Origin of the sequence: Sphingobium sp. C100 (genome assembly GCF_000508185.1) — a bacterium.
GTDB lineage: Bacteria > Pseudomonadota > Alphaproteobacteria > Sphingomonadales > Sphingomonadaceae > Sphingobium.
Genome location: NZ_AYOY01000187.1, coordinates 24,633 through 37,885 on the forward strand (window position 1 = coordinate 24,633; position 13,253 = coordinate 37,885).

The following is a 13,253-nucleotide window of genomic DNA, read 5'->3' on the forward strand; positions in this document are numbered from 1 at the left end:
ATGCTGATATCGCATAAAACTAGACGTTGTATATCATATATGCAAGTAAATGAGCACATATGCGAAATGATGCCCCTCATAATCATCCCTGGCAATATGATGCCGTCCCCCATGGCCGGACCCAATCCGGATCGGCCACATGGCAGTCTGAAGCAGAAACGCGATGTCCACTCGGCGCGACCTTCGGGGCCTTCGGGATCATTGGCGTAGGAGGACGGCTGGAGAATTTCGTTTTGCGTCGTTGCTTGGAAAAGGACGCTGCGATCTTCGTCGGCGATGTCGCTCAAGCCCATGTAGGGAAGGCGATGATTGGATGATATTTCAGTTCGGAACAAGTCGCTTCCTTCAGGCCCATGTCGATCTGTTCGCGTGGGAAGCATCGAAAGCAGGACAGAAGGTGCCTGCCATTGCGATCGTACAGGTCAGCAATGATCCCGGCCGAGGCGAACGTCTTCACGCATTCAACAACCCGTCGGGTTTCCCAGTGCATATTCGCGGCCTGAAAGATGGCCGGATTATCGATGAATCCACCCAGGTCAAAAGCGTCAAATGCGGCCTTTCCGCGTCCCGCGACTGGGCCGCGCTCTGCTCGGCCTTCGTCCATCATGCGACCCACATCGTGTCGAACAGCGGTGACGCGGGCTTTGAGATTCCACAGGAGGATCATGTTCGACCCTCGGAGGGCGCGCCGCGCAGCTTTTGCGCCATTCTGCTGAGCCTTCTGCATCTTCGGTGGCGTGCAGGACAGCCCGGCATCACGCTGATGCCATGCGAACTGGTGGCTTCCAATGGCCGGACGCTTCAGCGGCACGTCAGTGCGCTGGCAGAAGCATGGGCGCTTGACGCGCTTTTCCGGCAGTGGCTGGCGACGGACTGCAAATGGGTCAACACGCTGGTCGATCGCATTGTGAGCGAGCCGCTGGAGCCGGCGGGGGCAGTCGCGGAACCCTACGCGCTATGGGCGATAGAGGAGCAGCCGGAACTGCGCCTTCCTTTCACCCATCCCTCAGTCGTCCTGACACCCGACCTTGCGCCATTTGAGCGGCTGAAGCTGCATATATTGAACCTTGGTCACACCTGGCTTGCCGAACAATGGCAATCGGCTGGCGCTGATTTCCAAGTGACGGTGCTGGCGTTGATGCAGGACGATGGATCCCGGAAAGGGCTGGAGGAACTTTATGAGGGAGAGGTTCTTCCGGGCTTCGCTGCGCGCGGGATGGAATGGGCCGCGAAAGCCTATATCGCCGAGATACTTCAGCGTTTCGCCAATCCCTATCTTCATCATCGAATGACCGATATCCACAGCGCGCACCCTGCCAAGATGCGGAAAAGAATGGGCGGGTTCGTGCGTTGGGTGGACGATAGTGGCCGCAATGTTCCTCTGCCGCGCCTGAGAGCGGCTCTGGGCCCCTACGAAGGACAGAAATAATGGTTCGTGCGCTGCGCATAACGTCGCATGACGATGTCGCTATTCTGATCGATCCGGCCGAACAAGGCAGTGTGGTTCTGGGTTTGGTTGCCCGCGACGCGATACCGGCGGGGCACAAGATGGCGCTCCATGACATAACTACCGGGTCGATAGTGCATAAATATGGACAAATGATCGGAGTGACGTCTCGCGCCATCCGGGCTGGAGAGCATGTTCATTCGCACAATCTGGCCGTGGGAGAGCATCGATCGCATGTCGATGCGATCAGCCGGCCCGGCGCTTCCCGGCCGGCATCTTCCCTTTCTGACGGCGTTACCTTCGATGGCTATGCGCGCGCGGACGGCCAAGTGGGAACGCGCAATGCGATCGGCATCATCGCCAGCGTGAATTGCGCGGCTACGGCCGTGCGCCGGATCGCCCGGCGATTCGAACAGGATCTTCCGCCGACGATCGACGCGGTGGTTCCCTTCACCCACAACAGCGGATGCGGCATGGCGAAATCGGGAGATGGCTTCGAAACGCTGGAACGGACACTCGCCGGCTATGCCCGCCATCCCAATTTCGGAGGCGTATTGATGCTCGGCCTGGGGTGCGAGGTCGCGCAGATCGACGGGTTGCTGGAGCGACATGGTCTGCGGACCGGACCACGCTTACGCACGCTGACGATTCAGGATGCGGGAGGCACCGCGCAGGCCATTGAGCAAGGCAGCGCGATCGTCCGGGACCTGATCGAGGAGGCGTCAGGCGATCGCCGTTCCCCCCGGCCTCTGACCGATCTGGTGCTGGGTCTGCAATGCGGCGGGTCGGATGGCTGGTCCGGGGTGACGGCCAATCCCGCGCTGGGGGCAGCGACGGATATGCTCATTGCGGCAGGCGGATCGGCCTATCTGTCCGAAACGCCAGAGATTTACGGTGCGGAACATCTGTTGATGGCACGGGCGACCAGCCTTGAGGTCATTCAGGCGCTTAAGGCGCGGATCGACTGGTGGGAAGCTTATGCTGCCCGTAACGGCGCCAGCCTCGACAATAATCCCTCGCCGGGCAACAAGGCCGGTGGGCTGACGACGATCTTTGAAAAATCTCTGGGCGCGATAGCGAAGGCGGGCACTGCGCCGCTGGCGGACGTTCTTCTCTACGGAGAACAGCGGCGCGTGCGCGGTCTGAGTTTCATGGATTCTCCTGGCTATGATCCCTGTTCGGCAACGGGCCAGATCGCGTCGGGGGCCAATCTCCTGGCTTTCACGACAGGGCGCGGATCGGTGTTCGGATCGCAGCCTGCGCCTTGCCTGAAGATCGCGTCCAACGCCGCGCTCGCGCGGGCCATGGCGGATGACATGGATATCGACGCCTCACCCGTTCTGGATGGCATGTCCGTGCAGGAAGCAGGTGCGACGATTTTTCGCGCCCTGATCGCAACGGCGTCGGGCAAGCCGACGAAGTCGGAGCTACTTGGGGTGGGCGATTTTGAATTCGTGCCATGGCAACTGGGCGCCTGGATGTAGATGTCCCATCGAAGGTGTCGGCGCAGATCCACGACTGCGCTGTTCAGTCGCTTCATGGCTTACATCGGCGTTTGCCGCACCCGATGGTCTGCGCGGCTTCGGCAGATCAGGGTTGATCGTCCAGCGAATAAATGCGTTGCGCCCGCACCCATTTGGTGTCGGTGGGAGCGGAAGGCAGGCGGCGCTGGAATTGGTCCATCAGCGCTTCCCATGCCTGGACGTCAGGATCCGCCGCATCCGCCGCCGCCTTTGCCTCGAAGGAAAATCCGGGAGCCGTTTCCATGACCATCGCCAGCCGATCGAACATATGCCAGATTTCGAGCGAAACAATGCCGCTCTGGCGGATCGATCGCGTGATGGCCTCTGGCGGTCCGCCGGCGCGATGCCAGTCGCGATAGGCGCTGACGTTCGCGTCGTCGGGGTGAATGTCGAGCAGCAGAACGTGCCGCGTTGTGGGGGCGGGCATCGCGTTGCTCATTTTGCCATCGGTTCAAGGGTGACGGGGACAACATCATCGATGCTGAAAGGCAGTGTCCGGTATCGCATTCCGTCAGTCGTGCCTGCTGCCTGTGCCTGCATGGGCAGGGGGCGCGCGGCGGCTGCGACCAGCAGTGGTTTCAGACGTATTCCGGCTCGGGACAGCATGGTCATGGGCGCTCGACGGTCCTTGCGGCGCCGTCATAGCTGATCTCGGCGTCATAGCTCATGTCATCCGTCACCGGCTTGCCGGCGCTGACCCATTTGACGCGAATCTTGCGGGTGGCTGGCATGTCGTGCCAAGCTTGGCCTTCCCTGGCGCCAAATGATATGCGGCCGCTTTTGTCATCGTAGCGGATGGGAATGCGGCTGTACCGCCCCTGCTTATATTGCTCGCTTCGCCCGTCATCCTCATAGAGTGAGAACTGGCCGTCGGCGCCGGTATAGATGACGATGGTCAAGGGGGCGTCGGGCGTCTGGTCGACATATTGCATGACCGGTCCCATCGGCACGATCGCGCCTGCGCGCACGAACAGCGGCATACGGTCCAAGGGCGCGGCGACATCTGCGGTCGTGCCGCCACGATAGGTTTTGCCCGTGGAAAAATCGTACCAGTTGCCGGTGCCGGGCAAATAGACTTTGCGCGAGCGTGCCCGATATTCGGTGATCGGCGCGACCAGGAAAGCGTCGCCGAACAGATATTCGTCTGGCAGGTCGCGCGCGGCCCTGTCTTGCGGGAAATCGGCGGCGAGGGTCCGAATGATGCTGCCGTCGCGCATATAGGTATCGGCGGCGAGTGTGTAGATATAGGGCATCAGGCGATAGCGCAGGCGGTCATACCACAGCATCGACGCCCGCATCGGCGACCCTTCCGGGCTGATCTCGTAAATTTCACGATAGGGATATTCGCCATGGCTGCGGAACAGGGGGCTGAAGGCGCCGAATTGGAACCAGCGAAGGTTCAGTTCGCGCCATTCGTCCAGATCCGCCGCTGAGGGCGTCTTGCTGGCATAGCGATCCTCCAGCGCAAAACCGCCAATGTCATGCGTCCAGTTGGGCAGGCCCGACATGGATGCGTTGACGCCCGCCGAAATCTGGGCCTTCAGGTCGAACCAGCGCGATGCGACATCGCCCGACCAGACGGCCGACCCATAGCGTTGCAGCCCGCCAAAGCCCGAGCGGGTCAACAGGAAGGGACGAACGTCAGGCTTGTACTGCGTCCATCCTTCGTAAAAGGCGCGAGCATTCATCAACGGATAGCTGTTGAAATATTGCGCAGCAGGACCGATCGCGGTCGGCCCCATCGTGTCGATGCGTTCGTCGATTGAAAGGTTGGAATGCATATCGGGTTCGCTGGCGTCGGCCCACCACGCATCGATGCCGATGCTCGCCAGCTGCTTTTCGATCTGCTTCCAGAATATCGTGCGACCTTCGGAAGAATAGGGGTCGTAAAAGCTGTTGGCATAACCAGGCCCCACCCAATCCTTGTTCCCCTGCCTCAAATTACCCTGGTACACTGCGCCAGCCTTGGCCAGTTCCTTGTAATTCTCGGTCGTGGGGTAGAATTTCGGCCAGACCGAGATCATGAAATTGGTGTTGGCGGCATGGGCCGCATCGACCATGGCCTTGGGGTCGGGGAAGCGTGATGGGTCAAATGCATGGCTGCCCCATTCCGGGTCGCGCCAATAACGCCAGTCGAGCACGATATTGTCGAGCGGTATGTCAAGCTGGCGATATTTCGCCACCACGTCGGTGAGTTCCTTGGCGGTTTCGTAGCGCTGGCGCGATTGCCAGAAGCCATAGGCCCATTTGGGCAGCATCTGCGCCTTGCCCGTAAGTTGGCGATAGCCCGCGATCGACCCGTCAATGGTCCCGCCGGCGATGAACCAATAGTTTTTGGCCTGGCCCACATCGCTGGAGAACCAGATGGAGTGACGATCGGCGTCGGGTAGCGGGTCATTGTGAAAGAGCGCCATATAGCCGGCATTGGGCTCCCATTCGATCCGCATTTTTGCAGGCTTCCCCGCCGTCAGCGGCACTTCGAAGTTTGCATACCAGGGATTCCAGTTTTGCCGCCAGCGGTCCAGGACCAGCTTGTCGTCGACATAGACTTTAAAATAGCTCGATCCATATAGCTGGAACTTGTGCATACCCGTGGCGGTGGGCTGGACGTCGCCAGTCCAGATGACCGTCTGTTTCTGGGTTGCGTTGCCCGCCGTATTCTGACCGCCGGTCGCGGCTTCGGTCTTCGCCTTGGCAGCATCCGGCCAGTTTTTCTGATCGCGGATATATTGATAATCGATGATCTTTTCGCGGCGCGTGACGACGCGCTTGCCATCGAGATAATAATCGGCCTGCCAACCCGGCTGGCCGCCGCTCGTCACCTTCAACCCGTCGCCCACCGGCGCATAGGGCGCGGGATTGCCGAAGCGCGTGATGCTATTATTGTCCCACAATAGCCCATAGCCGCGCGTCGACACCAGAAACGGGACGGCGATGTCCATGTTATGCTGGGCAAGTTCCACATCTTCGCCATTATAGTCCATCTGGGCGTTCTGATGCTGGCCAAGGCCATAAATCCCTTCATCCGTGCCGCGATTGAACTGCTGCGAGACGGTGACGAATTTCTGGCCGCCCGCTGTTGTCGGGGAAAAGGCGGTGGGGCCTGATTCGCTCAGCAACGGCTTGCCCGTCAGGTCGAGAAAACGCACTTGCCCCGTGTCAAGGTCGATGTCGGCCGTCGCCTTGGCGGCCTTGACCATCACATGACCGTCCTGCCGGGTGACGGTGTAGCCGTCCGCCTTCGGCGGTGTCGGGGCCATGAGGCTCTGTGCAATCGTAGAGTGCGCTCCGTCACGCGGCATGGCGACAACATGGAAGATATGATCGCCATGGACCGTCACTTCGACCCGCGAAGACGGGCCACTGTGCGGCATCACCGCCACGCCGCCCTCGATCTTTGTAAACGGACCGTCCTGCGCCAATGCCGGCATCGAAAGGAGAAGAGCGCCGGTCGATACCAGCAAAGGCAGAGATTTCATGATGGCGTCCCCTTGGTTCAGCGGTAATGGCTCATGGTGATTTTCAGCACCTGGGGCAGGTCGGTAAGATTCAGGCCGTAATCGGTCTGATCGCCGTTCCACAGGCGGCTCATGACCCAACGGCCATTTTCGAACCGTCCCTCTTCAGCGCGCAACATGATGCCGTTGGGCGGCGAACCGGGCGCAGGTTCAAAGTTCACGCGGACATGATCGCCCACCAGCAGGAACTCATCGGGCGAAAGCTGGATGACGGCAAATCCGCCGACCGGCTCGTCAGCGGTTGGCGTCGGTTCGGGATTGAACATCGTCCACTCCTTCATCCCGAACTGCCATTGGCCCCATTCGCCGCTGATCTTCCAATTGCCCATGATGGTCGAAATGCTGGACCCGTCATCGGGCTTGGCGCCGCCCCACGTCGGATGCGTATAGGCGAGGCGCGCCCAATCCCGCATGATGGAGTCCAGCATTTCATAGGGTAGGGCAAAGGCGCCGATGACCTTGTCATCCAAAGCCTTGGCGCCCAGCGGATAATTATAATAGCCGCTGCGATCCATGCCGAACGGAGCAAAGCCGATCGCGCCGCGGCCGATCGCCGGATAAAAATAGCGGGCGAACAGCCTCGCATTGCCGATTTCAGGCACCATCAGCGGATTGTCGGCGCGCGCATATTTGTCGAGATATTGGATGACGTTGGCGCTCTTGCCATCATAGATGTCGGGCGCTTGCAGTTCGAGCGAGGGCGCGCCAGCCTTCCAGATGTCCAACACGTCCTGCTGCGGACCGCCGCTGGCCACGCCGGTCGGATCGGGAACATTGGACGGCCCCGCCAGCGATGCGTTCACATACATGGGCAGCGGCTTGATCGCCTTGCCCGCTTTGGCGATCGCCTCGACATAAATGGCGGTGTACCAGGTGTTGAAGGCGCGGTCGGCTTGCGCTCCGAAGGCTTGCGACCAGGTTCCACGCTTGCCCGTCGCCTTGGCGAGGGCCGGCGGTATGGGCTGCGCGAAGAGGCGATTGCCTTCGGCGCCATAGTCGCGCGGCACGCGATAGCTGCCGGTCTCATTTTCCACTTGCACCATGATAACGGTGTTTTGCGCGTCATGGTCGCGCAAATATTCCATCATCTTGACAAATGCCCGTCTGTCTGCGGCCAGCGTCTGTTCGCCATGAGCGCTCAGCACGCCATGATCCTCGCCGGTCCTGGTCTTCAGTCGCGGGAAACGCTTGCTGTCCAGCTTCACCCAATCGGGGGTATAGGCGTAACCGGTGTTCTTCCAGGTGCCGAACCAGAGCAGCACCAATCGCTTTTCATGCGCGCGCGCTTGATCGAGCAGCGTCTGGAGATAGGAGAAGTCGAATGCGCCCTCGACCGGTTCGACCTGTTGCCAGGCGACCGGAATCTCGAGGGTATTCGCATGCATCTGGTCAAGCACTGGCCAGATCGTATGAAGAAAATCCGGATAATTGACGGCATTGTTGGCCTGCGCGCCAAGCATCAGGAACGGCGCGCCGTCCACCATCAGGGCGTGGCGCCCATTACGGCTTTCGATCTTGGGCAGGGGCTTTGCCGCATCGCTCTCTTGGGCGTGAATCGGGGCGGATAGCAGCAGGCCCATCGTCGCCAAAAGATATCGGTAATGCTTCATGCCTCTCCCTTAGTGGCTATCAGGTTTTTGCGCGCGCGCCCTGTCGGGCGACGAGGACAAGCTGAAACGCTTGCCTGCGATCAACGGACAGGCCCTGTCATACTCGAATTTTTCTTTAAGAAAAGAATTTTGCACCAGCAAAAACAACAGCCGGCCGCGGCCCGGATTGATGCCGCTCCCCCGGCGATGAAACCGGAAGTCGCCTTGCAATATGAAAACATATTTGCAAATATGCCATTCAATCTGTTTCGGGCTCGGACACTCGGCCTGGAATGGGACTGACGAAATGGACTGTCCTACAACGATAACACGGATATGGCGAAGGGACGCGAGAGAGAATGGGCGGCTACAGCAAAAGGGATATTTTGGGCGTCTCGGCGGCAGCCTTGGGGCTGAGCGTGGCCGCGCGGGCGCAGGACGGTTCCGATGGGCGGCAGAGCCCCGGCGTGTCTATTCCCACGGGGCGCTACGACGCCAGCATTTCGTCGCTCCAAGCCTATCGGACGCCCGACTGGTTCCGCGATGCAAAGTTCGGCATCTGGTCGCATTGGGGGCCGCAATCCGTGCCGCGCCAGGGGGATTGGTATGCGCGCTTCATGTATGTTCCCGGCCATCCCCATTATGACCATCATGTAAAGGCCTACGGCCATCCGTCAGAATTCGGATACAAGGACGTCATTCCGCTGTGGAAGGCGGAAAAGTTCGATCCCGACCTGTTGATGAGCAAATATGTCGCCGCCGGTGCGAAATATTTCGTGTCGATGGGTGTCCATCACGACAATTTCGACCTTTGGAAATCCTCCAGCCATCGCTGGAATGCCGCAGCCATGGGGCCAAAGCGCGACATCGTAGGGGATTGGCAAAAAGCGGCCCGCGCGCACGGCTTGAAGTTCGGCGTGTCCGAACATCTCGGCGCCAGCTATACCTGGTGGTATCCCAATCATCTCTACGATCAGTTCTGGCCCAAGCTGGGCCTGGCCTATGACGGCGCAGATCCGGAATTCGCCGATCTATATCATGATAATCGGGATGAGCCTTTCCGTAATTCCGGCGAGAGCTGGTACACGAAGAAGGCCGCGTTTCACCGTCTGTGGTTCGATCGTATCCGCGATCTGGTCGATCATTACGACGTCGACCTTCTCTATTCGGACGGGGGCTTGCCCTTTGGTGATGTGGGACGATCGCTCGTCGCGCATCTTTATAATCGCTGCATCGCTCGATCGGGCAAGGCTGACGCTGTCTACACCTGCAAGGATTCAGGATCGGGCGAATATCACCCCGCATTCGTGCAGGATGTGGAGCGTGGCGTTCTCAAGGGGATCAATGCCAGGCCTTGGCAGACGGACACTTCGAACGGCGACTGGTTCTACAGCGACAATTTCGAGTATAAGACCGCGTCGCAAATATTGACCATGATGGCTGATATCGTCAGCAAGAACGGCAATATGCTGCTCAACGTCGTGCAATATCCCGACGGCAGCCTGCCACCTCAATCCGAAACGCTGCTTGCAGACCTTGCCGCATGGATGAAGATCAATGCGCCCGCTATCCACGGGACGCGCCCGTGGACGATATTCGGTGAAGGTCCGACCGAAACGGCGGCCGGCATGTTTCAGGAAAAGAGCGACTATACCGCGAAGGACATCCGCTTCACGACGAAGGGCGACGCGCTTTTTGCCATTACGTTGGGGGAACCGTCGGGTCAGATCGCCATCGTATCGCTGGCCAGCGGCAACCCGAACGAGCCGCGCGCCGTGCGTCGCGTGCGTCTGCTGGGACACCGCGGCGACCTGATATTCCGACAAGGGGATCAGGCGCTGATGGTCGACCTGCCGTCGCAATTGCCGACGCGGCATGCCTCCGTTCTTGAAATCCACTTTGCCTGATCACGTTCGCGATCCTCTTCAATCCCGTCAACGGACTGGAAAATGATGTCACTTTACTCGCTCCGCTCGGGCCGCCTCGCCCGGTTCGCCCTCGCTATCGGTCTTGCGGCTGGCCTTCCCGCTATTGTCGCGCCGACCCAAGCCATGGCGCAAAGTGCCGCCGGTCATCCCGACTGGCCGGGCAAGGGCGATATCTTTGTTGGCGCCTGCTATCAGCCGGTCGATCGGTCGCCCGAGCAGATCAGGCAGGACATAGCGATCATGAAAGCCGCCGGCTTCAACATGGTTCGTATGGGCGATCTGTCGTGGGATTCCTTTGAACCCGAAGAGGGGCGCTTCACGTTCGAATGGTTCGACGATGTCATAGCGCAGATGCACGCGGCAGGGATCAAAGTGGTCGTCGACATCCCCGGCCAGCCTGCACCGATCTGGATGCACAAGACCTATCCGGGCGTGAATCTGGTCAATCAGGATGGCGCGAAGCTCAACGCTGCGAGCCGCTATTGGGACAATATCAGCGATCCCGACTATCGCCGCCTGGCCAAGCGCCTGGCAGAAAAGATGATGCAGCGCTACGCCCATAACCCCGCCGTTATCGCGCTGGGCTATGACAATGAAATCGGCAACGGGCATATGTCCTATTCCGAAGCCGACCGCCTCCGCTTCGTTGAATGGCTGAAGCAGCGTTACGGATCGATCGAGGCGTTGAACAAGGCCTGGGCTACGCAACGCTGGTCGCGCCGGATCAACAATTGGGATCAGGTCGATCTGCCCTATAATAAGGGACCGGGGCCGAACGAACGCTATCTGGATTTGCATCGCTACTGGTCCGACGACACTGTCGGGGCGCTCAGAGATCTGGAGTCCGTGCGGAAGCGATATGCACCCAACCTGCCGGTCGCCTCCAATTTCTGGCCGACGGCCTGGACCAAGGGTTTCGACTATTTGCGATCATGGGAAGGCATCTCCACCTATGGCGCGCAGGGCTTCTATCCGGGCGATCCCATGGGCGCTTCTTTCGAAGTGATGATGAACCGGGCAGGGCATGACACGCCGGTCTGGTTCAACGAATTCACGGCGGGCGGCGGGGGCTATTATGGTACGCCGGGGCGCTCGCGCATGTGGGCCTATTTCGGACTGTTGAACTATTCGCAGACTTTCCTCGCCTGGACATTCAATTCCCACATCGGCGGTGAAGAGCAGGCCTTGTTCGGCCTGGTCGATCATGATGGACGCGCATCCTGGAAGGTGGACGAATTCGGCCGCATCGCGAGTGAGTTCAAAACGCTCAAGTCCATGGGCTTCCCGCGCTACCGCGAGCCTGAGGTGGCCGTGCATTTCTCGTTCGATACGATGTGGCTGACCAGCCCGCCGCCAGGCCCCAACACGATGCAGGAATATTTCAAAGGCAACTATACCGATCAGGTGAAAGAGGGCTTCAAGCCCCTCTATCAGGACAATGTCGATGCAGCGGTGATCGATGTCGGCCATGATGCGATCGACAAATATAAGCTTGTGATCCTGTCCAGCGCCTATCTGATGGACAAGCCGATGCGCGCCGCCATTCGCAACTATGTGTCAAAGGGCGGAACCGTCATCATGACGGGCTATTCCGACAAGGTCGATGTGACGGGCAAATGGTACGAAACGCCCTTGCCGGGCGATTTGACCGATGTGTTCGGCCTGCGGACGAACGAGTTTTATCGATCAGGGACGCCTCTGGTCGTGGATTTCGGCGGCCAGAAGCTGACGGGAACGGACGATTATTACGAGGTGCTTGAACCCAGCACTGCCAAGACGCTCGCGACGTTCGACAACACGCCCAGGAAGAGCCCGGCCATCACGACGAACAGGTTCGGAAAGGGCCAGGCAATCTACATCGCCACAGCGCCGCAGTCAGCTTTGATGGGGCCGCTGATCCGGTCGCTCTATGAGCAGCTTGGGATCCAGCGCGGTCCGGTAACGCCGGAAGGTGTCACTGCGCGTGAAGTCGATGGGCGTACGCTTTACGTCAACACCACCGAAGCGCCTGTGACAGTGCGTTTCGCCGGAACCAGGCGCGGTTTCCTCACCCGGAAAAGCTACACCGGCAGTATCGAGCTGTCCGGCTATGGCGTCGAACTGTTGCAATAACGAATTGGAAAATTGACAGTCGGCGCTTCCCACATCATTGCTCCTGAAACCAGTTTTTGGCCGAGGAGATGTGATGCGAAGTGGCCCGAAGGCGAGCTATGCCGCGCCGGCTGTCGAAAAAGCCTTTGAAATTATTTCTTTGCTGGCCGAAAGGCCAGGTGGCGTCTTGATCAGCGAAATGGCCGTTCTGATGAACAGATCGGTCGGCGAGATTTTTCGGATCGTCATCGTGCTTGAAAAGCTGGGCTATCTTCGCAAATCGCCCAAGGATGACAGATATTCGGTAGCCTACAAGCTGCTGGAATTGGCCTTTCGTGCGACTCCGGCGCAGGATCTGGTTGCCGCCGCGACCCCAACGATGCGCAAGCTCGTCATTGAAACCGGCCAGTCCTGCCATCTGGTCGTCATCAATGAAGGGGCGGGCCTGGTCATCGCGCGCGAGCAGAACCCTGGAACACGGGGATTCTCCTTACGGCTGGGCGCGGAGGTCAATTTGATGACCAGTTGCTCGGGCGCCGTGCTCCTCACTTATCTGCCGCAGGATTTGCGGGAGAATGTCATTAACCAGGCGCGGCAGTCGGGGAGCGGCCAGTCGCAGCTGGAGGATCTGGAAAAGAAGTTCGGCACCATAAGGAAACGCGGCTATGAGCAGCGCAAAAGTTTCATTACGCGCGGTGTCACTGATCTCAGCTTTCCGATATTCGGCTTCGATGGAAAGATTGCGGCGGCGCTCACCATCCCCTTTCTCGAACTGATCGACGGTTCGCAAAAATTGGACATAGCGTCCTGCAAACCCATATTGAGTGCGGCGGCAAGCGAGATTACCGAGTTGCTGGGAGGTTCACGGCAGCAGGATCAGTACCACTGAGGCCTCACAGGCACAGCAGAATGTGATCGCAGCCCCTTTCTCCCACAGCCATATATAACCTCATTCCCACTCTAATATTTTCTCTACAATAAGCGATTGATTTTATTGCAGAAAATCTTTTCTTTGGCCGTCAGCGCCGAGGCACAGGCCGTCAAAAACCGATCCTTTTGATTTTGCGGGATTTTTTGGCAATTTTAGCGCAGAAAAAATTCTGTGAACTATCGGTATCTATCGACCGTTTCGCGGTGAGGCGTAGACCTCAGACCTC

Annotated in this window: 11 protein-coding genes; 7 read left to right on the forward strand and 4 right to left on the reverse strand. The window is 59.2% G+C overall.

Going from position 1 to position 13,253, the window contains the following annotated elements:
• Positions 1-59 precede the first annotated feature (59 nt).
• The 3 genes from C100_RS48685 to C100_RS43645 are packed head-to-tail and all read left to right on the forward strand — an operon-like array spanning position 60 to position 2,931.
• A complete protein-coding gene (locus tag C100_RS48685; protein WP_031310150.1) occupies positions 60-317 on the forward strand; it encodes a hypothetical protein in 258 nt (85 codons plus the stop codon).
• Positions 314-1,429: a D-mannonate oxidoreductase gene (locus C100_RS43640; protein WP_024021460.1), complete on the forward strand. Its 1,116-nt coding sequence runs from the start codon at positions 314-316 to the stop codon at positions 1,427-1,429. The genes C100_RS48685 and C100_RS43640 overlap by 4 nt, the downstream gene beginning before the upstream one ends.
• Positions 1,429-2,931 (forward strand): UxaA family hydrolase, encoded by a 1,503-nt coding sequence (locus C100_RS43645; RefSeq protein ID WP_024021461.1) that lies wholly within the window; start codon positions 1,429-1,431, stop codon positions 2,929-2,931. The genes C100_RS43640 and C100_RS43645 overlap by 1 nt, the downstream gene beginning before the upstream one ends.
• A 106-nt stretch (positions 2,932-3,037) precedes the next feature.
• Here C100_RS43645 and C100_RS43650 read toward each other — a convergent pair whose 3' ends face one another.
• Genes C100_RS43650 through C100_RS43660 form a run of 4 tightly spaced genes read right to left on the reverse strand, consistent with a single transcriptional unit; the run spans position 3,038 to position 8,098 of the window.
• Positions 3,038-3,397: an L-rhamnose mutarotase gene (locus C100_RS43650; protein WP_037531150.1), complete on the reverse strand. Its 360-nt coding sequence runs from the start codon at positions 3,395-3,397 to the stop codon at positions 3,038-3,040.
• Positions 3,398-3,405: 8 nt separating this feature from the next.
• Positions 3,406-3,582, reverse strand: a complete 177-nt coding sequence (locus C100_RS48690; RefSeq protein WP_024021463.1) for a hypothetical protein — start codon at positions 3,580-3,582, stop codon at positions 3,406-3,408.
• A complete protein-coding gene (locus C100_RS43655; RefSeq protein WP_024021464.1) occupies positions 3,579-6,449 on the reverse strand; it encodes a TIM-barrel domain-containing protein in 2,871 nt (956 codons plus the stop codon). The genes C100_RS48690 and C100_RS43655 overlap by 4 nt, the downstream gene beginning before the upstream one ends.
• Positions 6,450-6,466: 17 nt before the next feature.
• Positions 6,467-8,098 carry a DUF5597 domain-containing protein gene (locus C100_RS43660; protein ID WP_031310151.1) on the reverse strand — a complete coding sequence of 544 codons (1,632 nt, stop codon included), beginning with the start codon at positions 8,096-8,098 and terminating at the stop codon, positions 6,467-6,469.
• Between C100_RS43660 and C100_RS48695 the strand changes: the two genes are divergently transcribed.
• From C100_RS48695 to C100_RS43675, 4 genes are read left to right on the forward strand one after another with little or no spacing between them, the layout of a single operon-like run.
• Positions 8,090-8,380, forward strand: coding sequence for a hypothetical protein (locus tag C100_RS48695; protein WP_161633935.1), 291 nt, complete (start codon positions 8,090-8,092; stop codon positions 8,378-8,380). The two genes, C100_RS43660 and C100_RS48695, sit on opposite strands and share 9 nt — an antisense overlap.
• Before the next feature lie 56 nt (positions 8,381-8,436).
• Positions 8,437-9,984 (forward strand): alpha-L-fucosidase, encoded by a 1,548-nt coding sequence (locus C100_RS43665; RefSeq protein ID WP_024021467.1) that lies wholly within the window; start codon positions 8,437-8,439, stop codon positions 9,982-9,984.
• 42 nt (positions 9,985-10,026) lie between these two features.
• Positions 10,027-12,117 (forward strand): beta-galactosidase, encoded by a 2,091-nt coding sequence (locus C100_RS43670; protein ID WP_024021468.1) that lies wholly within the window; start codon positions 10,027-10,029, stop codon positions 12,115-12,117.
• 37 nt (positions 12,118-12,154) lie between these two features.
• Positions 12,155-12,985 (forward strand): IclR family transcriptional regulator, encoded by an 831-nt coding sequence (locus C100_RS43675; protein WP_235219133.1) that lies wholly within the window; start codon positions 12,155-12,157, stop codon positions 12,983-12,985.
• The last annotated feature ends 268 nt before the right edge of the window (positions 12,986-13,253 follow it).

Excerpts from the sequence above, each read along its gene's own strand:
- C100_RS48685 (WP_031310150.1), top strand. The coding sequence starts at position 60 with ATGCGAAATGATGCCCCTCATAATCATCCCTGGCAATATGATGCCGTC.
- C100_RS43640 (WP_024021460.1), top strand. The coding sequence starts at position 314 with ATGATATTTCAGTTCGGAACAAGTCGCTTCCTTCAGGCCCATGTCGAT.
- C100_RS43645 (WP_024021461.1), top strand. The coding sequence starts at position 1,429 with ATGGTTCGTGCGCTGCGCATAACGTCGCATGACGATGTCGCTATTCTG.
- C100_RS43650 (WP_037531150.1), bottom strand. The coding sequence starts at position 3,397 with ATGCCCGCCCCCACAACGCGGCACGTTCTGCTGCTCGACATTCACCCC.
- C100_RS48690 (WP_024021463.1), bottom strand. The coding sequence starts at position 3,582 with ATGACCATGCTGTCCCGAGCCGGAATACGTCTGAAACCACTGCTGGTC.
- C100_RS43655 (WP_024021464.1), bottom strand. The coding sequence starts at position 6,449 with ATGAAATCTCTGCCTTTGCTGGTATCGACCGGCGCTCTTCTCCTTTCG.
- C100_RS48695 (WP_161633935.1), top strand. The coding sequence starts at position 8,090 with ATGCTTCATGCCTCTCCCTTAGTGGCTATCAGGTTTTTGCGCGCGCGC.
- C100_RS43660 (WP_031310151.1), bottom strand. The coding sequence starts at position 8,098 with ATGAAGCATTACCGATATCTTTTGGCGACGATGGGCCTGCTGCTATCC.
- C100_RS43665 (WP_024021467.1), top strand. The coding sequence starts at position 8,437 with ATGGGCGGCTACAGCAAAAGGGATATTTTGGGCGTCTCGGCGGCAGCC.
- C100_RS43670 (WP_024021468.1), top strand. The coding sequence starts at position 10,027 with ATGATGTCACTTTACTCGCTCCGCTCGGGCCGCCTCGCCCGGTTCGCC.